General features: G+C 64.4%; 18 protein-coding genes. 13 read left to right on the forward strand and 5 right to left on the reverse strand.

Features of this window, described 5'->3' with window-relative positions; translation table 11 throughout:
• The first annotated feature begins 5 nt into the window (after positions 1-5).
• Entirely contained in the window at positions 6-1,427 is a 1,422-nt protein-coding gene (locus tag GW587_RS28470; protein ID WP_166108281.1) for a M20/M25/M40 family metallo-hydrolase, read from the forward strand.
• Here the strand turns inward: GW587_RS28470 and GW587_RS28475 are convergent.
• Positions 1,424-2,992: a family 43 glycosylhydrolase gene (locus GW587_RS28475; protein ID WP_166108282.1), complete on the reverse strand. Its 1,569-nt coding sequence runs from the start codon at positions 2,990-2,992 to the stop codon at positions 1,424-1,426. The genes GW587_RS28470 and GW587_RS28475 overlap by 4 nt on opposite strands.
• A 187-nt stretch (positions 2,993-3,179) precedes the next feature.
• On the opposite strand from GW587_RS28475, the gene GW587_RS28480 reads away from it, so the two are divergent.
• The 3 genes from GW587_RS28480 (at position 3,180) to GW587_RS31710 (ending at position 4,228) form a co-directional block, all read left to right on the forward strand.
• The gene (locus GW587_RS28480; protein WP_166108283.1) at positions 3,180-3,584 is read left to right on the forward strand and encodes a hypothetical protein; all 405 of its coding nucleotides are present in this window, start codon (positions 3,180-3,182) and stop codon (positions 3,582-3,584) included.
• A 2-nt stretch (positions 3,585-3,586) separates the two neighbouring features.
• Positions 3,587-3,787 carry a hypothetical protein gene (locus GW587_RS28485; RefSeq protein ID WP_166108284.1) on the forward strand — a complete coding sequence of 67 codons (201 nt, stop codon included), beginning with the start codon at positions 3,587-3,589 and terminating at the stop codon, positions 3,785-3,787.
• Positions 3,788-4,096: 309 nt separating this feature from the next.
• On the forward strand, positions 4,097-4,228 hold the full coding sequence (locus GW587_RS31710) for a hypothetical protein (protein WP_267878141.1): 132 nt from the start codon (positions 4,097-4,099) through the stop codon (positions 4,226-4,228).
• Between the two features lie 53 nt (positions 4,229-4,281).
• Here GW587_RS31710 and GW587_RS28490 read toward each other — a convergent pair whose 3' ends face one another.
• Positions 4,282-5,544, reverse strand: coding sequence for a dicarboxylate/amino acid:cation symporter (locus GW587_RS28490; protein WP_166108285.1), 1,263 nt, complete (start codon positions 5,542-5,544; stop codon positions 4,282-4,284).
• A gap of 82 nt (positions 5,545-5,626) precedes the next feature.
• Here GW587_RS28490 and GW587_RS28495 point away from each other — a divergent pair, with 82 nt between their 5' ends.
• Genes GW587_RS28495 through GW587_RS28515 form a run of 5 tightly spaced genes read left to right on the forward strand, consistent with a single transcriptional unit; the run spans position 5,627 to position 10,227 of the window.
• Positions 5,627-6,352, forward strand: a complete 726-nt coding sequence (locus tag GW587_RS28495) for an amino acid ABC transporter ATP-binding protein (RefSeq protein WP_166108286.1) — start codon at positions 5,627-5,629, stop codon at positions 6,350-6,352.
• A gap of 48 nt (positions 6,353-6,400) precedes the next feature.
• Entirely contained in the window at positions 6,401-7,324 is a 924-nt protein-coding gene (locus GW587_RS28500; protein WP_166108287.1) for an amino acid ABC transporter substrate-binding protein, read from the forward strand.
• Complete coding sequence (locus tag GW587_RS28505; protein WP_166108288.1) at positions 7,321-8,052, forward strand: amino acid ABC transporter permease; 732 nt, start codon at positions 7,321-7,323, stop codon at positions 8,050-8,052. Before GW587_RS28500 ends, GW587_RS28505 begins: the two co-directional genes overlap by 4 nt.
• Positions 8,052-8,744: an amino acid ABC transporter permease gene (locus GW587_RS28510; protein WP_166108289.1), complete on the forward strand. Its 693-nt coding sequence runs from the start codon at positions 8,052-8,054 to the stop codon at positions 8,742-8,744. The genes GW587_RS28505 and GW587_RS28510 overlap by 1 nt, the downstream gene beginning before the upstream one ends.
• Before the next feature lie 46 nt (positions 8,745-8,790).
• On the forward strand, positions 8,791-10,227 hold the full coding sequence (locus GW587_RS28515; protein ID WP_166108290.1) for an amidohydrolase family protein: 1,437 nt from the start codon (positions 8,791-8,793) through the stop codon (positions 10,225-10,227).
• Here GW587_RS28515 and GW587_RS28520 read toward each other — a convergent pair whose 3' ends face one another.
• On the reverse strand, positions 10,228-10,491 hold the full coding sequence (locus tag GW587_RS28520) for a Txe/YoeB family addiction module toxin (RefSeq protein WP_166108291.1): 264 nt from the start codon (positions 10,489-10,491) through the stop codon (positions 10,228-10,230). It lies immediately after the preceding gene.
• The gene (locus tag GW587_RS28525; RefSeq protein WP_166108292.1) at positions 10,488-10,730 is read right to left on the reverse strand and encodes a type II toxin-antitoxin system Phd/YefM family antitoxin; all 243 of its coding nucleotides are present in this window, start codon (positions 10,728-10,730) and stop codon (positions 10,488-10,490) included. Before GW587_RS28525 ends, GW587_RS28520 begins: the two co-directional genes overlap by 4 nt.
• A 109-nt stretch (positions 10,731-10,839) precedes the next feature.
• On the opposite strand from GW587_RS28525, the gene pyrC reads away from it, so the two are divergent.
• From pyrC to GW587_RS28545, 4 genes are all read left to right on the forward strand, one after another.
• On the forward strand, positions 10,840-11,892 hold the full coding sequence (gene pyrC, locus GW587_RS28530) for a dihydroorotase (protein ID WP_166108293.1): 1,053 nt from the start codon (positions 10,840-10,842) through the stop codon (positions 11,890-11,892).
• A gap of 3 nt (positions 11,893-11,895) precedes the next feature.
• Positions 11,896-12,693 carry a DUF3025 domain-containing protein gene (locus GW587_RS28535; RefSeq protein WP_166108294.1) on the forward strand — a complete coding sequence of 266 codons (798 nt, stop codon included), beginning with the start codon at positions 11,896-11,898 and terminating at the stop codon, positions 12,691-12,693.
• Between the two features lie 50 nt (positions 12,694-12,743).
• On the forward strand, positions 12,744-13,739 hold the full coding sequence (locus GW587_RS28540; RefSeq protein WP_166108295.1) for a Gfo/Idh/MocA family protein: 996 nt from the start codon (positions 12,744-12,746) through the stop codon (positions 13,737-13,739).
• A gap of 69 nt (positions 13,740-13,808) precedes the next feature.
• A complete protein-coding gene (locus tag GW587_RS28545; RefSeq protein WP_166108296.1) occupies positions 13,809-15,026 on the forward strand; it encodes an MFS transporter in 1,218 nt (405 codons plus the stop codon).
• Between the two features lie 221 nt (positions 15,027-15,247).
• Here GW587_RS28545 and recG read toward each other — a convergent pair whose 3' ends face one another.
• Positions 15,248-17,314 (reverse strand): ATP-dependent DNA helicase RecG, encoded by a 2,067-nt coding sequence (gene recG, locus GW587_RS28550; RefSeq protein WP_166108297.1) that lies wholly within the window; start codon positions 17,312-17,314, stop codon positions 15,248-15,250.
• Between the last annotated feature and the right edge of the window lie 94 nt (positions 17,315-17,408).

Raw genomic sequence — 17,408 nt, forward strand, 5'->3', positions numbered from 1 at the left:
CGACCATGAAGTCTCGTTTTGTGCTGGGTGCAGTCACCGTCTTGATGTCCTGCGTGCAGACCGCCTATGCCGCCGATCCGACGGAACAGCAATTCCGCGCCCTCTACAAGGAGCTGGTCGAGACCAACACCACCTTATCCGCGGGCAGCTGCACGCTGGCCGCCGAGCGCATCGCCGCGCGGCTGAAGGCGGCCGGCTTCCCGGACTCGGACCTGCACCCCTTCGCCGATCCGGCGCATCCGAAGGAGGGCGGCCTGGTCGCCATCCTGCCGGGCCGCGATCCGAAGGCGAAAGCCATCCTGCTGCTGGCGCACATCGATGTGGTCGAGGCCAAGCGCGAGGACTGGGTGCGCGATCCGTTCACGCTGATCGAGGAGGACGGCAAGTTCTTCGCGCGCGGCGCGCTGGACGACAAGGCGCAGGCGGCCATCTGGGCCGACTCGCTGGTGCGCTTCAAGCAGGAAGGCTACAAGCCGCGCCACACGCTGAAGATGGCGCTGACTTGCGGCGAGGAGACCGCCGGCGCTTTCAACGGCGCGGAGTGGCTGACCAAGAACCGTCGTGAGCTGATCGACGCCGGCTATGCGCTGAACGAAGGCGCGGGCGGCGAGTTGAACGCGGCCGGCAAGCGTGTCTCGATGACGGTGCAGGCGGGCGAGAAGGTGGCGCAGAACTATCGGCTGGAAGTGACCAATCGCGGCGGCCACAGTTCGCGTCCGGTGAAGGACAACGCGATCTATCACCTGGCCGGTGCGCTGAAGAAGATCGAGGAGTTTGAGTTCCCGATCCAGCTGGCCGACGGCAGCCGTGGCTACCTGAAAGGCATGTCGAAGATCCAGGCGGCGGCGGGGCACAAGGATATCGCCGATGCGATGCTGGCGGTGGTGAAGGATCCGGGCGATAAGAAGGCGGTGGCCTTGGTGTCGTCCAGCGATTCCAGCTGGGCGGCGATGCTGCACACGACCTGCGTCGCCACCATGCTGGACGCGGGCCACGCCACCAACGCGTTGCCGCAACGCGCCCGCGCCAACGTCAACTGCCGCATCTTCCCTGGCGTGACGCAGGAGACGGTGCGGCAGGCGCTGGCCAACGCGATCAACGATCCGGCGGTGAAGGTGGAGACGCTGGAGATACGCGGCGAGAATTCGGCGCCGCCGGAGCTGACCAGGGCGATCCTGGAACCGGTCGAGAAGCAGACCGCGAAGATGTGGCCGGGCGTGCCGGTGATGCCGATCCTGCAGTCCGGCGCCACCGACGGCCAGTTCCTCAACGCGGCCGGCATTCCGACCTACGGCATCAGCGGCATCTTCCTGACGCCGGACCTGGGCAATATCCACGGTCTGAACGAGTACATCGGCGTGCAGTCGCTGCTGGAGGGCCGGACCTTCCTGCACGAGCTGGTCAAGGTTTACGCCGAGCAGATTTAAACCAGGGCGCGATACTGGAAATCGCTCATGCGTACAGCGCCTTCGCCGGCGCTGTACACCGCCGGCTGCAGGCTGAGGAAGCCGCCGAAGACGTTGTGGTGCATGCCCGAGGTCTCCATCTGCCACGGGTGCTGGATCCAGGCGCCGTCGTCCAGCGCGTAGAAGAAGGTGACGATGTGCTTGTCGTTGCGGACGCGGATGCGCACCTTCGACGCCTTCACCGCTTCGCGCATCCAGCTTTGCTCCCGTGCGTAGTTGTAGGTCAGCATATGCGTGGCGCTGAAGCCGACGCCGATGAACATGTTCTGGTTGTAGTGCAGCAGCAGGCCGCCGTGGCCGGCGCCGCTGATGTGCAGCGTGACGCTGGCTTCGTAGCTCCGGTCGCCGACGATGAAGGCCAGCGGCGAGCTGTCGAACGGCGAGTTGCCTTTGCCGGCGATCGTCATCGCGCCGTGGTCCAGGCGCGCGCGTTTCATCTCGTCCGGTCCAGGATTGAAGAAGCTCCATTGCACGCCGAATTTGTCGGTGGTGAAGTCGTCCGACTTGGCGAAACCGGCCGGGCCGGCGACGCCTTTTTTCGGCATCGGCAGCGGCGACGACAGGTCGCCGCCCTTGGCTTTGAACCAGCCGTCGGCGGTCCACTCGATCGGTTCGAGCAGTGCCTGGCGGCCGAGCGTACGGTAGCCGTTCTCGTAGCCGTGGTAGACCATCCACCAGTCGCCGGCCGGGCCTTCGACCAGCGTGGCGTGGCCGCGCGACCACCACGGTTCTTCGGCGCTCTTGGTGCGCACCAGCGGATTTTGCGGGCAGTTCTCCCATGGTCCGTGGATGGAGCGCGAGCGGGCGGCGATGATCATGTGGCTGGTCGGTGGGCCGGAGGTGCCGCCGACCGCCATCACCAGGTAGAACCAGCCGTTGCGGCGCAATAGCTTCGGGCCTTCGGGGGCGAACATTTCGACCACCCAGTCGGCGGGGTAGCGCCATGGTTCGTAGACCTTTTCCAGTTTGCCGACGGTGGCCAGGCCGTCGTCGGTCAGGCCGATGCGGCGCACGCCGTTGACGAACAGGTAGCGCTTGCCGTCCTCGCCGACGGCGTGGCCGGGATCGATGGCGTCGATGTGCAGGTCGATCGGATCGCTCCATGGTCCCTTGATGTTGTCGGCCCAGATGACGTGGATGCTGTCGCCGGCGGGGATGTAGATGAAGTAGCAGCCGTTGTGCTTGATCAGGTCCATGGCCCAGACGCTGCCGAGCGGCTTGGTCAACGCGGGGCCGATCGGCGCCCAGTTCACCAGGTCGCGCGAGTGCCAGATGATGACGCCCGGGTAGGACAGGAAGGACGAAAACGTCATGTAGTAATCGTCGCCGTCCTTGAGGATGGTGGGGTCGGGGTGGTCGCCGGAGAGGATGGGGTTGAGGTAGGTGCCGTTGCCCAGGTCGGCCTTGCGCTGGCCTTCGATGCCGCGTCCCCATTTCGGGGCGGCGTGCGCGGCGTGCGCCAATTGCGGCGCCGCTGCGGCGCCGGCCAGTAAAGTCTTCAGCGCGGTGCGCCGTGAAGCGGTCATATCGTCTCCGTCCGATCATCGTTATGCCCAGATGGTGCATCAAGCCCCGGCCGGTCGCAATTACGAAATCCGCCAAGCCCCCTAACGATTCCACCCAATGGCCCCGCTTGCTTGATATGAGCCTCCGCAAGGCGCATCATGGCCGCGCGGGCTACCCTCCGGTGACACATTCATTAGCGGAGGTCCTATGTCCGACTTTTACAAGTACTTCAAAGAAAATATGGATGCCTTAGGCTTGCCTGCGCCGGAAAGTCTTTTTGGGAACGCCCAATTGGCGATCGCAACGGCTTCAACGTTTATTGGACTGGTCGAGAAATTCGGCAAGAAAGTGACGGTGGCGGAGATGATCGGTGCGGGGATTCGCAGCGAGAAATTGATAGTTATTGGAGCGATGAGCGCCTCTTACTATGCTGGCGCTGTTATCGGCAGTATCGCGGTCGCTACCGGGCGTAGTCTGGCGGGCGGAATTTCTCTCGCCGATGTTCTGCTGAGCGCCCAGATGAATCATCTGCATCGCCCGTGGCTGCCGGCCATCATGGTGCGTCATCCCGAGATTTATAAGAAGCGTCGGGCCTTGCACGCAGGGAGATGAAAATGAAAGATGGGTTGATGTTGTTGATTGCCGGGGTGTTGTGCGCGGGTGGCGCGGCGCTGTTTTTCAAGTTTTTCGGCAGCGAGGCTTTCAGCGTCATTGTCTTGGTGACGCTGGTGTCGGTCTTGATCGACAACGCCCGCCTGCGGCGCAGGTTGCGGGAGATGGGCGCGAAGCCGCAGGGCCGGCGGACCTGGTTGTAACGAGAAAGCGTGCTTGGCGGCGGCTCCGTTAAACAAGGACTTGCATGAGCGCGCCGGCGCGGTCAAGGCTGAGCTGCCGAAGCTGCTCGAAAGCCTGGTCAACATCGATTCCGGCACCGGCAGCGAGAGAAAAAGACATGGCGCGCCTGTCCGAAAACAAACTGATCGCGGGAACCGAGGTCAAGAGCAGCCTGACGCGCGGCATTGCGCCGATGCCCGTGACCAAGAGCACCGACGCGCTGGCGGCGCGGGCGCAAGCGATCTACGGCGAGCTTGGGCTCAAGCTGACGATGGGGGGATCGGGCGACGGTGCTCGACGGTTTCGGCATCGCCGGCGGCGCGATCCACTCCGAGGACGAGTATGCCGAACTGAACAGCATCGCGCCAAGACTGAACCTGTTGACGCGCATGATCATGGACGTCAGCACCAAAGCGCAATAAAAAAATGCCGTTCAGTCTGCACTGAACGGCATTGCGGGTGGCGCCTGCGCCGGTTAAGGCAGCGGCGCCTCCGCCAGTTCCTCGACCTTGAGCGGATCGACCAGCTCGCCCTCCCACTTGGCGACCACGGCGGTGGCGACGCCGTTGCCGATGACGTTGGTCGCGGAGCGCGCCATGTCCAGGAAGTGGTCGATACCCAGCAACAGCAGCATGCCCGCTTCCGGAATGTTGAACTGGCTCAGCGTCGCGGCGATCACCACCAGCGAGGCGCGCGGCACGCCGGCCATGCCTTTGGAGGTCAGCATCAGCACCATCATCATGGTCATCTGCTGGCCCAGCGACATCTCGATGCCGTAGGCCTGCGCGATGAACACGGTGGCGAAGGTGCAATACATCATCGAACCATCGAGGTTGAACGAATAGCCGATCGGCAGCACGAAGGCGGCGATGCGGTTGCGCACGCCGAAACGCTCCAGGCCTTCCAGCGTCTTCGGATACGCCGCTTCGCTCGACGCGGTGGAGAAGGCCAGCAGCGCCGGACCGCGCATCTCTTTCATCAGGTCGAACACGCGGCCTTTGAGGAACAGGAAGCCGATGAAGATCAGCAGCGCCCACAGCAGGGCGATGCCGAAGTAGAACTCGGCCATGAACACGCCGTAGGTCGACAGCACGCCCAGGCCGCTCTTGGCGATCACGCCTGCCACCGCCGCGAACACGGCGAACGGCGCGAACTTCATCACGTAACCGGTCACCTTCAACATCACATGTGCGACACCGTCCAGCGCTTCGACCAGCACGTTGGCCTTGGGGCCGATCGCCGCGGCGGCCGAGCCGAAGAACAGCGAGAAGATCACGATTTGCAGGATCTCGTTCTTGGCCATGCCGTCGACGATGGACGACGGCACCAGGTGGGTGACGAAGTCCTTCAGCGACAGGCTGGAGGTGGCCAGGTCGGCCTTGGCGGCGGTGGCGGCCATGTGGCCCAGCAGCGCGTCGCCGGGACGGAACAGGTTGACCAGGATCAGGCCCAGGGTCAGCGACATGATCGAGGCCAGGAAGAACCAGCCCAGCGTCTTGATGCCGATGCGGCCGACTTCCGAGGCGTCGCCCATGCGGGCGATACCGACCACCAGGGTCGAGAACACCAGCGGCGCGATGATCATCTTGATCAGCCGCAGGAACAGCGTGGTGACAAGTGAGAGGGTGTCTGCAAAGCCGAGGGGATTGGCCAAGTGGTCATGGGCGAAATAACCGGTAATAATACCCAGCCCCAGGCCCAGGAGGATGTAAGTGGTCAGTCGGCTTTTTTTCTGCATATTCTGAATTCCCGTGGTAGTGTCTCTTCGGACGCTGGTAAACTGATAACTGATGAAACATTAAGCAAGTTCCGCAGTATATATGATCGCGATAAAAAATCTTAATAAATGGTATGGCCAATTCCAGGTTTTGGCGGATTGCAACACTAGCGTGGCCAAAGGCGACGTGATGGTGATTTGCGGACCGTCCGGCTCGGGCAAATCAACCTTGATCAAGACCGTCAACGGCCTGGAGCCGTTCCAGGAGGGCGAGATTCTGGTCGACGGCGTCTCGGTCGGCGCCAAGGGCACGGATTTGCCCAAGCTGCGGGCGCGGATCGGCATGGTGTTCCAGAATTTCGAGCTGTTCCCGCATCTGTCGGTGCGGCAGAACCTGACGCTGGGCCAGATCAAGGTGCTGGGCCGCAGCGAGGACGAGGCCAATGCGCGCGGCTTGCAGTACCTGGACCGGGTCGGCCTGCTCGCGCAGCAGGACAAGTATCCGAACCAGCTGTCCGGCGGCCAGCAGCAAAGGGTGGCGATCGCCCGCGCGCTGGCGATGGATCCGATCGCGATGCTGTTCGACGAACCGACGTCGGCGCTGGATCCGGAGATGATCAACGAGGTGCTGGACGTGATGGTCGGCCTGGCGCAAGAGGGCATGACCATGATGGTGGTGACGCACGAAATGGGCTTCGCCAAGAAAGTCGCCAACCGGGTGGTGTTCATGGACAAGGGCCGCATCCTGGAAGACTGCGGCAAGGATGAATTCTTCGGTGCGCCGCGTTCCGAGCGCGCGCGCGATTTCCTGGCGAGGATCATCCACTAAATGTAGCAGGCTGGCGCTCGGTGCATCGTTTCTGCTTAGGGAGGAATCATGTCATTACCGCGAGTACTCATCGTCATGTTCCTGGCTTGCCTCGCCGGCCAGGCCACGGCGCAGCAGGCCGGCGGCACGCTGGCCAAGATCAAGCGCACCGGCACCATCATGCTCGGCGTGCGCGACGGCTCGATTCCCTTCTCCTACCTCGACGACCAGCAGCAGTACCAGGGCTACTCGGTCGACCTGTGCACCAAGATCGTGGAGGCGGTGCAGAAGCACCTCGGCATGGCGGTGCGGGTGGTGATGAATCCGGTCACCTCGGCCAACCGCATCCCGCTGATGGCCAACGGCACCATCGACCTCGAATGCGGCTCCACCACCAACAACGCCGAGCGGCAGAAGCAGGTGGCGTTCGCGCCCACCATGTTCGTGATCGGCAGCCGGCTGCTGTCGAAGAAATCCGCCAACATCAACAGCTTGGCCGACATGAAGGGCAAGACCCTGGTCGCCACCGCCGGCACCACCACCCTCAAGCAGATGACGATGTTGAACGCCGAGCGCAAGCTGGGCATGACCATCGTGGTCGGCAAGGATCACCCCGAATCGTTCCTGATGATGGAGACCGGCCGCGCCGCCGCCGAGGCCAATGACGACATCCTGCTGGCCAGCCAGGTCGCCGGCGCACGCAATCCCGCCGACTTCGTGATCGGCAAGGAGGCCTTGTCGGTCGAGCCCTACGGCATCATGATGCGGCGCGGCGATCCGGCTTTCAAGGCGGTGGTGGATGCGGCGCTGGTGCAGGTGTACCAGTCCGCCGAGTTCGAGCAAATTTACCGCAAGTGGTTCCAAAGTCCGATCCCGCCGAAGAGCATCAACCTGAACTTCCCGATGTCGGCGCAGCTCAAGGCCGTCATCGCCAAGCCCACCGATTCGCCGGACCCCGCCGCGTATTCCGCCAGCCCCGCCGCCGCGCGATGAACTATAACTGGAACTGGCGCATTTTCGGCGAGCTGTCGCCGGACGGCGTGCATACCTATTGGGACACGCTGCTGTCCGGCCTCGCCTGGACGCTGGCGACGTCGCTGGCCGGCTGGGGGATGGCGCTGGCGCTGGGCTTCGCGGTGGGCGCGTTGCGCACGCTGCCGGCGCGCTGGCTGGCGCTGGTCGGCACCGCCTATGTCGAGTTGTTCCGCAACGTGCCGCTGCTGGTGCAGATGTTCCTGTGGTTCTTCGTCGTGCCGGAACTGCTGCCGGCGGCGGCAGGCGCGTGGCTGAAGGCGCTGCCGAATGCGCCCTTCGTCACGGCAGTGGTCTGTCTCGGCTTCTTCACCTCGGCGCGCGTGGCGGTGCAGGTCACGGCCGGCATCCAGGCGCTGGCCGGCGGGCAGCGGCTCGCGGCGCTGGCGCTGGGACTGGACCTGCCGCAGACCTATCGCTTCGTACTGCTGCCGCTGGCGCTGCGCATCATCCTGCCGCCGCTGACCAGCGAATTCCTCAACATCATCAAGAACAGTTCGGTCGCGCTGACCATCGGCCTGATGGAACTGACCGCCAGCGCGCGGGCGATCCAGGAGTTTTCGTTCCAGGTGTTTGAGGCGTTTTCGGCGGCCACGCTGATCTATGTGCTGGTCAACCTGGCGGTGATCACCGCCATGCGCCTGCTGGAGCGGCGGCTGGCGCTGCCGGGCACATTGGGAGCGCGGTGATGTTCGCGCATTTCGACTTCGACGTCATCGGCCGCTCGTGGGTCTACCTGTTCAAGGTCGGGATGGCGTTCACGCTGGAGCTGACGCTGCTGGCGATGCTCGGCGGCGTGGCGCTCGGGACGCTGCTGGCGCTGGGCCGCATGTCGAGCTTCAAGCCGCTGGCGCTGGCGGCGGCCGCCTACGTCAACCTGATCCGCGCGGTGCCGCTGGTGCTGGTGATCTTCTGGTTTTATTTTCTGGTGCCGTATCTGGCGGCGTGGGTGATCGGCGCGCACGAGCCGGTCAAGGTCGGCACGTTCTGGTCGGCGCTGATCACCTTCACCTTGTTCCAGGCGGCCTACTACTGCGAGATCATGCGCGGCGGGATCCAGGCGATCCCGCGCGGGCAGGTGCTGGCGGCGCAGGCGCTGGGGCTGAACTACTGGCAGGTGATGGGCCGCATCGTGCTGCCGCAGGCGTTCCGCAACATGCTGCCGGTGCTGCTGACACAGACCATCGTGCTGTTCCAGGATGTGTCGCTGGTGTACGTGCTGTCGGTGCCGGATTTCGTCGGCGCCGCGAGCAAAGTGGCGCAGCGCGACGGACGGCTTGTGGAAATGTACACCTTTGTGGCACTGGTTTACTTTGTGTTGTGCTGTCTGTTGTCCTGGATGGCGCGGCAGTTGCAAAAGCGTGTCGCCATCGTGCGCTAGTCTCTGATAAAGTACCCGCTTCTTAGAGGGGACACGCATGCCAACCATGAAAAAAATAGCCGGTGCGATGCTGGCGCTGGGACTGCTCAACAGCGCGCACGCCGCCGATAAAATCGCCGCCGACCTGGTGCTGACGCAAGCGACGCTGATCGATGTCGCCGGCGGCAAGGCCGTCAAGGGCCATTCCGTGGTGCTCAAGGGCGACACCATCATCGCCGTGGTCGACGACCGCAAGCTTTCCGACTACGCGGCGAAGAAGACCATCCGCCTGCCGGGAAAATATCTGATGCCGGGCCTGTGGGATACGCACGTGCACTTCGGCGGCGGTCCTGCGCTGATCGAAGAAAACAAGCATCTGCTGGCGCTGTACCTCGCCAACGGCATCACCACCGTGCGCGATTGCGCCGGCGATCTTCCGGACACGGTGCTGCAATGGCGCGACCAGATCAAGGCCGGCCAGCTGGAGGGGCCGACCATCTTCACTTCCGGCGCCAAGCTGGAAGGCTACAAGCCGCTGTGGAAGGGCACCATCGAAGTCGGTACGCCGGAAGAGGTGAGCAAGGCGCTCGATGGCTTGCAGGCGCAGAAGGTGGACTTCGTCAAGATCACCGAGAACACGTTGAAGCCGGAAATCTATCTGGAGGCGCTGCGCCAGGCGAAGGAACGCGGCATGCGCACCTCGGGACACATTCCGGTGCAGCTGACGCTGGCGCAGATGTTCGACGCGGGCCTGGGTACGGTGGAGCATCAATCGTATCTGCTGCGCGCTTCGACGCCGAAGGAAAAGGAACTGACCGCGCAGGTGGCGGCCGGCACGCTGACCGGCAAGGAGGCGATGAAGCAAAGCCTGGCCAGCTACGACGAGGCGACCGCGCGCGCGTCGTTCCGCTATATGGCTTCCAAGGGGACGGCGGTGGTGCCGACCTTGTCGGTGTCGCGCGTGGTGGCCTATCTGGATGTCGATGATCATTCGAAGGATGCGGCGTTGCAGTACATCGGCAAGGGTCTGCGTGCGACCTACGAATGGCGCGTGCAGCGCGCGGCGCAGGACGACGCTGCGGCGATCGCGCAGCGCAAGGCGGTGTTCGAGAAATCCGCGTCGCTGCTGCCGATCCTGGCGGCGGAAGGCGTCAGCATCATCGCCGGCACGGACGCGGGTTTTTTGAATTCCTACGATTATCCGGGGCAGGCGCTGCATGATGAAATCGGCTTGTACGTACGCTACGGCTTGACGCCGGAGCAGGCCTTGCAGACGGCGGTGGTGAACGGCCCGCGCTTCCTGGGCAAGCTGGATCGCTACGGCAGCCTGGAAGCCGGCAAGTCGGCCGACCTGCTGGTGCTGGACGCGAACCCGTTGCAAGACATTGCCGCCACGCGCAAGATCCGCACCGTCGTCAGCCGAGGCCAGGTCTACGACCGCGAACGCCTCGACAAGATGCTGGCCGAAACCAAAGCCTGGGCAGCGCAGACCACCGCGCCGTAACTACTCGTAATGTGACCACATGCGCAGGATGCGGACGATATGTTGTTCCGGGAATATCTCGTAGACGAGACGGTGATGTATGTTGATCCTGCGCGAGTAAGTGCCCGCCAAATCGCCAACCAGTTTTTCAAATGGCGGCGGGCGTGCGAAAGGATCGTTCGCCAGAACGTCGAGCAGTGCCTGCGCTTGTTCTTGCAGGCCGGCCGTCGCCAGTTTCTTTGAGTCTTTCTGTGCGTGGCGCGAATATTCCAGCGTCCAGCTCACCAGCTTAATTCCTTGTCGCCGCTGCCTGGCGGCTCGGCACGTGCGGCCTGTATGGACTCACGCATTCCAGGGACGGACAACAAATACAAGGTCTCCTGGATCGCAGCCCAATCTTCTGCAGACACAAGAACGGCGTTGTTACGCTTGCCGGTGATGGTGACCGGGATGTGGCTTGCCGCTGTTTCATCGATCAGGTTATATAGTTGCGCGCGCGCGTCGCTGGCAGAGATGGTGTCCATAACGACTCCTTGGGAATAATCATTAAACGTACGCTTTCGCGTACGAGCTGTCAAGCGAGCGGCGCAAACGGGTAAAATGCCGGTATTCGACCTTTGAGAGCCCGCCGCCATGTCCGACATCGAACCAACTCCCGACAGCATCACCATCGCCCGCCCCGACGACTGGCACCTGCACCTGCGCGACGGCGCGACGCTGGCCAGCGTGCTTCCGCACAGCGCGCGCCAGTTCGCCCGCGCCATCGTGATGCCGAATCTGAAGCCGCCGGTCACCACCACCGCCGCCGCCGTCGCCTACCGCGACCGCATCATGGCCGCGCTGCCGGCTGGCATGCAGTTCGAGCCGCTGATGACGCTCTACCTGACCAACAACACGCCGCCGGACGAGATCCTGCGCGCTCAGGAAAGCGGCATCGTGCACGCGGTCAAGCTGTACCCGGCCGGCGCCACCACCAACTCGGACGCCGGCGTCACCGACCTGTCCAACTGCTACAAGACGCTGGAGATGATGCAGGAAGTCGGCATGCCTTTCCTGGTTCACGGCGAAGTCACCGACCAGGACATCGATCTGTTCGACCGCGAAGCCGTCTTCATCGAGCGCGTGATGCGCCCGCTGCGCCGCGACTTCCCGGCGCTGAACATCGTCTTCGAACACATCACCACCAAGGACGCCGCGCAGTACGTGGCGGAAGCCGAAGGCCCGATCGCCGCGACCATCACCGCGCATCACCTGCTCTACAACCGCAACGACATCTTCAAGGGCGGCATCCGTCCGCACTACTACTGCCTGCCGGTGCTGAAGCGCGAAGAACACCGCCTGGCGCTGGTCACCGCCGCCACCAGCGGCGACGAGCGCTTCTTCCTCGGCACCGACTCCGCGCCGCACGCGCAGGGCGCCAAGGAAACCGCCTGCGGCTGCGCCGGTTGCTATACCGCGCTGCACGCGATGGAGCTGTACGCCGAAGCCTTCGAACGCGCCGGCGCGCTGGACAAGCTGGAAGCCTTCGCCAGCTTCAACGGCCCGGCCTTCTACAACCTGCCGCGCAACGAGGGCACCATCACCCTCAAGCGCGAGCAATGGACGCTGCCGGCGACCCTGCCGCTCGCTGACCAGCAGGTGGTGCCGCTCAACGCCGGCGAAACCATCAACTGGAAAATGGTATAAGCAGTGCTGCAAACGATAGACTGGTCGCGCCCGTGGTACGAGTCCGTGCGGACCGCGGCGGACCGGCTGTCGGCGGATGCGCACTTCCGCGATGAGTTCAGCAGGCAGGCCGCCGCGCTCGGCCTGCGCAATCACCAAGACCTGCCGCTGTCCTTCGTGCCACAGGAGGCGCTGCCCGAGGGCACGGCCTATGAAGCCTTCATCGGCGCCACGGGTGGCGTACCCACCCGCGACAATCTGCACGACTTCTTCAACGGCCTGGTATGGCTCAGCTTCCCGCGCATCAAGGTGCAGCTGAACGCCTTGCAGGCGGCGCAGATCGCGCTCGACGGCGTCGGCAAATCGCGCGGCCCCGCGCGTGACGGCGCCACCATCTTCGACGAGAACGCGGCGCTGCTGGTGGTGCGCGACTGCGCCGCCGGCCACGCGCTGACCGGGGCGCTGCGCGATCATCAATGGCATCAAGCCTTCATCGGCATGCGCGCCAGCTTCGGTCCCGATGCGCAGGTCTGGCTGTTCGGCCACGCGCTGATGGAAAAACTGGTCGCGCCGCGCAAGGCGATCACCGCGCACACCCGCGTGGTGGTGGCCGGCGACGACTTCTTCGCGATGGACCACGACGCGCGCCGCGCCTGGCTGGACGAGCAAGTCGCCGGCGAGCTGGCCGCGCAAGGCCTGAGCACCGCCGACTTCACGCCGATGCAGGTGCTGGGTGTGCCGGGCTGGTGGCCGGAGCAGGACGACGATTTCTATCTCGACGCAACGGTGTTCCGCCCCAAGCGCACCGCCGCAGTAAAATAGCCACTTCGACTTCAACCAATTCGCCGCCGACGCGGCAGAAAGAGCATGCCATGACGCAGGTAATTCGCTGGGGTATTCTGGGCACCGGCAAGATCGCCAAGGCCTTCGCCGAGGCATTGCGCGACACGCCCGATGCAAAACTGGCCGCTGTTGCTTCGCGCACTGTAGATAGCGCTACCAAGTTCGGCCAGGAGTACGGCGCCGAGCGTTTCCACGGCAGCTACCAGGCGCTGGCCGACGATCCTGAAGTGGATGTGATCTATATCGGCACGCCGCACCCGATGCACCACGAGAACGCGCTGATGTGCCTCAACGGCGGCAAGGCGGTGCTGGTGGAGAAGTCGTTTACCATGAACCGCCGCCAGGCCGAGGACATCATCAACCTGGCGCGCGCGAAGAAGCTGTTCGTCATGGAGGCGATGTGGACCCGCTTCATGCCGGCCGTGGTCGAAGCCAAGCGCATCGTCGACAGCGGCGAGATCGGCGTGCCGGCCAACGTCACCGCCGATTTCGGCTTCACGTCGGACGCCGGTCCCGAGCACCGTTTGTTCGCGCCGGAGCTGGGCGGCGGCGCGCTGCTGGACCTGGGCATTTATCCGTTGTCGATGTCGTCGTTCTTCCTCGGCCCGGTGACGGCGGTGAAGGCGCAGGCCGAGATGGCGCCGACCGGCGTCGACATGCAGACCGCGTTCACGCTGTCACATGAGGGCGGCGGCGTATCGTCGTGCGCCTGCAGCCTGCGTTCGCGCACGCCGACCGAGCTGACGATTTCCGGCACCAAGGGCTTCGTGCGCCTGCACGACCGCTTCCACAACACCGAGACCATCACCGTCACGGTGGTGAACGGCGCCGCGCGCGACGAGCGCACGCTGAACCTGCCGCGCAGCGGCAACGGCTACACGCATGAGGCGCAGGAAGTCGGCCGCTGCATCCGCGCCGGCCTGATCGAAAGCCCGGTGATGCCGCACGAGGAGACGCTGTCCATCATGGGCACGCTGGATGAGATCCGCTCGCAGATCGGCCTGCGCTACAGCGCCGACGAGTAATCCGCCAAGCGCGGGTGGCCGGAACTGGGTAAAATCGTCGGATAATATTTTAACAACCGGGGATACAGCATGTTCGTCGCCAACCGCGCGCCTTCTTTGAAAACCGTGTTGCTCGCCACCGGCGTCGTCCTGACGCTGGCGATGGGCGTGCGCCACGGCTTCGGCTTCTGGATGCAGCCCATCTCCAGCGCCAACGGCTGGACGCGCGAAACCTACTCGCTGGCGCAGGCGATGCAGAATCTATTGTGGGGCGCGGTCGGCCCGTTCGCCGGCATGGCGGCGGACCGCTACGGCACCATGCGCGTGGTGCTGGTCGGCGCGGTCAGCTACGCGATCGGGCTGGTGTGGATGGCGACGATGACCAATCCGACGCTGTTCGTGATCGGCTCCGGGATCTTCATCGGCATCGGCCTGGCGTGCACCGCGTTCGGCGCGGTCAGCGGCATCATCGGCCGCGTCGCGCCGGCCGAGAAGCGGTCGTGGGCGTTCGGCATCTCCGGCGCCGCCAGCTCGTTCGGCCAGTTCATGATGATGCCGGTCGAGCAGCAGCTGATCTCGGCGGTCGGCTGGCAGCACGCCTTCTTCCTGCTGGGCGGCTTGATCGTGCTGTTGATGGTGCCGATGTCATTCTACCTGCGCGAGCCGGCGGTCGAGCATGGGCATGGTCCGCAGCAGAGCATCCGCGAGGCGGCCGGCGAGGCGCTGGGCAACCGGTCCTTCCTGCTGCTGGTGGCCGGCTATTTCGTCTGCGGCTTCCAGGTGGTGTTCATCGGCGTGCACCTGCCGGCCTACCTCAAGGACAAGGGCATCGCCAATCCGGGCGTCGCGGTGATGGCGCTGGCGCTGATCGGATTGTTCAATATCTTCGGCTCGTACTATGCGGGCAAGCTGGGTGGGCGCCTGCCCAAGCGTTACTTGCTGTCGTCGATCTACATCTCGCGCGCGGTGGTTATCAGCCTGTTCCTGCTGGCGCCGTTGACGCCGTTCTCGGTCTATGTGTTCGCGGCGGCGATGGGGGTGTTGTGGTTGTCGACGGTGCCGCTGACGAATGGGATCATCGCTGGCGTGTTCGGCGTCAAGCACATGTCGATGCTGGCGGGGATCGTGTTCTTTTCGCACCAGCTGGGCAGCTTCCTCGGCGTGTGGCTGGGCGGGTATCTGTATGCGAAGCAGGGTAGCTACGACATCGTCTGGGGCATCGCGATCGCGCTGGGCGTGATGGCGGCGCTGGTGAACCTGCCGATCAACGAACGCGCGCTGGTGCGCGGCGAGTTGAAGGCGGCGTGATGATGAAGACCTGGCTGCTGCGAGCCGCCGGCGCCGTGGTGCTGGCGCTGGTGTTCGCGGCGTATCTGCGGCCGGACTTCCTGGTCGATCTGGCCAACCGCTTCTATATGTGTTTCTAGCACCCCGTCATTCCCGCGAAAGCGGGAATCCATGCTGAGTATGCGTGGGCATGCGGCTGTGGCTATGTTCTATGGATTCCCGCCTGCGCGGGAATGACGGTTTTAGACTTTGAGGAATTCTTCTCTTCCGCCGAGCCAGCGGGCGAGGTGGGCTTCGACGGTGGCGGCTTTTTCCGGGCTGTCGGCGTGCAGCAGGTCGTGGGCGACGTCGCGCGCCTGGTCGACCAGCCAGCCGTCCGTTTCCAGATCGGCGAAGCGCAACATCGCCTGGCCCGATTGGCGCGCGCCGAGGAATTCGCCGGGGCCGCGTATCTCCAGGTCGCGGCGAGCGATTTCGAAACCGTCGGTGGTTTCGCGCATCGTCATCAGGCGCTGCTTGGCGACGCCGCCCAACGGGCTTTGATACAGCAGCAGGCACACGCTGGCCGCCGAGCCCCGGCCCACACGGCCGCGCAGCTGGTGCAGCTGCGATAAACCGAAACGCTCCGCGTGCTCGATCACCATCAGCGATGCATTCGGCACGTCGACGCCGACCTCGATCACCGTGGTGGCAACCAGCACCTGCATCTCGTTGGCGCTGAAGGCATCCATCACCGCTTGCTTTTCCGCCGGCTTGAGGCGGCCGTGCACCAGGCCGACGTTCAGGTCGGGCAGGGCTTCGGCCAGCAGCGCGTGGGTGTCGGTCGCGGTTTGCAGTTGCAGCGCTTCCGATTCTTCGATCAACGGGCAGACCCAGTAAATCTGCTTGCCTTCCAGCGCGGCCGCGTGCACGCGTTCGATCACTTCGTCGCGCCGGTTCTGGTCGATGGCGCGCGTGACGATCGGTGTGCGGCCTGGCGGCAGCTCGTCGATCACCGATACTTCCAGATCGGCGTAGTAGGTCATCGCCAGCGTGCGCGGGATCGGCGTGGCCGACATCATTAACTGGTGCGGCGTCGCGCCTTCATTGCCCTTGTTGCGCAAGGTGAGGCGCTGGCCGACACCGAAGCGGTGCTGCTCGTCGACGATCACCAGCCCCAGGTTGGCGAAGATCACCGCTTCCTGAATCAGCGCGTGGGTGCCGATCACCAGCCGCGCTTCGCCAGACTCGATCATCGCGTAGGCGGCCAGCTTGTCCTTTTTCTTCAAGCTGCCGGTCAGCCACGCGACCTTGACGCCCAAGGGCTCCATCCACGCGGCGATCTTGCGGAAGTGCTGGTCGGCGAGGATTTCGGTCGGCGCCATCAGCGCGGCCTGGAAGCCGCTGTCGATCGCTTGCGCGGCCGCCAGCGCCGACACCACGGTCTTGCCGCTGCCGACGTCGCCCTGCAACAGCCGCTGCATCGGATACGGGTGGCGCAGGTCGGCGCGGATTTCGTTGAGCACGCGCTGCTGCGCGCCGGTCAGCTTGAACGGCAGCGCGGCCTGGAACTGCTCCGACAGCGCGCCCACCACCTTCAGCGCCGCCGCGCCCTTGGAGCGCCGCGCACGCTGCGCGCGCTTCAGCGACAGCTGCTGCGCCAGCAGCTCGTCGAACTTCACGCGCGTCCACGCCGGATGCGAGCGGTCGGCCAGCGCGTGTTCGTCGACCTGTTGCGGCGGGTAGTGCAGCAGCCGCACCGCCGGTTCGAAGTCGGACAGCTGCATGGACTCGCGCAGCTCGGCCGGCAAGGTGTCGGTCCAGTCGACCCGCTTCATGGCGTCGCCGATGGCGCGTCGCAGTATCGGCTGCGACAGGCCTTCGCCGGCCGGATACACCGGCGTCAATGAAGTCGGCAACGGCGCGCCTTCGTTGACCACCTTGTAGGCCGGGTGCACCATCTCGGCGCCGAAGAAGCCGTGTTTCAGTTCGCCGCGCGCGCGCACCCGCGTGCCTTCGGCCAACTGTTTGACCTGGCTGCCGTAGAAGTTCATGAAGCGCAGCTGCAAGTCGCCGGTCCCGTCGGCGATGTGCACCAGCAATTGCTTGCGTGGCTTGTAGCTGATCTCGTTCTTGATCACCACGCCCTCGACCTGCGAGGTGTCGCCGCCGTGCAGGCGCGCTTCCTCGATGGTGATGACTTGCGTCTCATCCTCGTAGCGCATCGGCAGGTGCAACACCAGGTCCATGTCCGTGTGCAGCCCGAGCTTGGCCAGCTTGGCTTCGGGACTGACGGTCTTTTTGACGGTTTTCGGCGGGGAAACGGGCATATTGGAGCGTTTTTCGAGCACTAGCGTAAAATAGAGGGTTGGCCGCGATTAAACGACGGCAACAACGCCGGTATTGTAAGGCTTTAGGCCCTCA

Source organism: Duganella aceris, assembly GCF_011090165.1.
GTDB lineage: Bacteria > Pseudomonadota > Gammaproteobacteria > Burkholderiales > Burkholderiaceae_D > Rugamonas > Rugamonas aceris.

What these genes read in the sequence shown, in the direction of transcription:
- pyrC (WP_166108293.1), top strand. Translation starts at nt 10,840, where the DNA reads ATGTCCGACATCGAACCAACTCCCGACAGCATCACCATCGCCCGCCCC.
- GW587_RS28480 (WP_166108283.1), top strand. Translation starts at nt 3,180, where the DNA reads ATGTCCGACTTTTACAAGTACTTCAAAGAAAATATGGATGCCTTAGGC.
- GW587_RS28540 (WP_166108295.1), top strand. Translation starts at nt 12,744, where the DNA reads ATGACGCAGGTAATTCGCTGGGGTATTCTGGGCACCGGCAAGATCGCC.
- recG (WP_166108297.1), bottom strand. Translation starts at nt 17,314, where the DNA reads ATGCCCGTTTCCCCGCCGAAAACCGTCAAAAAGACCGTCAGTCCCGAA.
- GW587_RS28510 (WP_166108289.1), top strand. Translation starts at nt 8,052, where the DNA reads ATGTTCGCGCATTTCGACTTCGACGTCATCGGCCGCTCGTGGGTCTAC.
- GW587_RS28490 (WP_166108285.1), bottom strand. Translation starts at nt 5,544, where the DNA reads ATGCAGAAAAAAAGCCGACTGACCACTTACATCCTCCTGGGCCTGGGG.
- GW587_RS28500 (WP_166108287.1), top strand. Translation starts at nt 6,401, where the DNA reads ATGTCATTACCGCGAGTACTCATCGTCATGTTCCTGGCTTGCCTCGCC.
- GW587_RS28545 (WP_166108296.1), top strand. Translation starts at nt 13,809, where the DNA reads ATGTTCGTCGCCAACCGCGCGCCTTCTTTGAAAACCGTGTTGCTCGCC.
- GW587_RS28505 (WP_166108288.1), top strand. Translation starts at nt 7,321, where the DNA reads ATGAACTATAACTGGAACTGGCGCATTTTCGGCGAGCTGTCGCCGGAC.
- GW587_RS28485 (WP_166108284.1), top strand. Translation starts at nt 3,587, where the DNA reads ATGAAAGATGGGTTGATGTTGTTGATTGCCGGGGTGTTGTGCGCGGGT.
- GW587_RS28475 (WP_166108282.1), bottom strand. Translation starts at nt 2,992, where the DNA reads ATGACCGCTTCACGGCGCACCGCGCTGAAGACTTTACTGGCCGGCGCC.
- GW587_RS28525 (WP_166108292.1), bottom strand. Translation starts at nt 10,730, where the DNA reads ATGGACACCATCTCTGCCAGCGACGCGCGCGCGCAACTATATAACCTG.
- GW587_RS28515 (WP_166108290.1), top strand. Translation starts at nt 8,791, where the DNA reads ATGAAAAAAATAGCCGGTGCGATGCTGGCGCTGGGACTGCTCAACAGC.
- GW587_RS28495 (WP_166108286.1), top strand. Translation starts at nt 5,627, where the DNA reads ATGATCGCGATAAAAAATCTTAATAAATGGTATGGCCAATTCCAGGTT.
- GW587_RS28470 (WP_166108281.1), top strand. Translation starts at nt 6, where the DNA reads ATGAAGTCTCGTTTTGTGCTGGGTGCAGTCACCGTCTTGATGTCCTGC.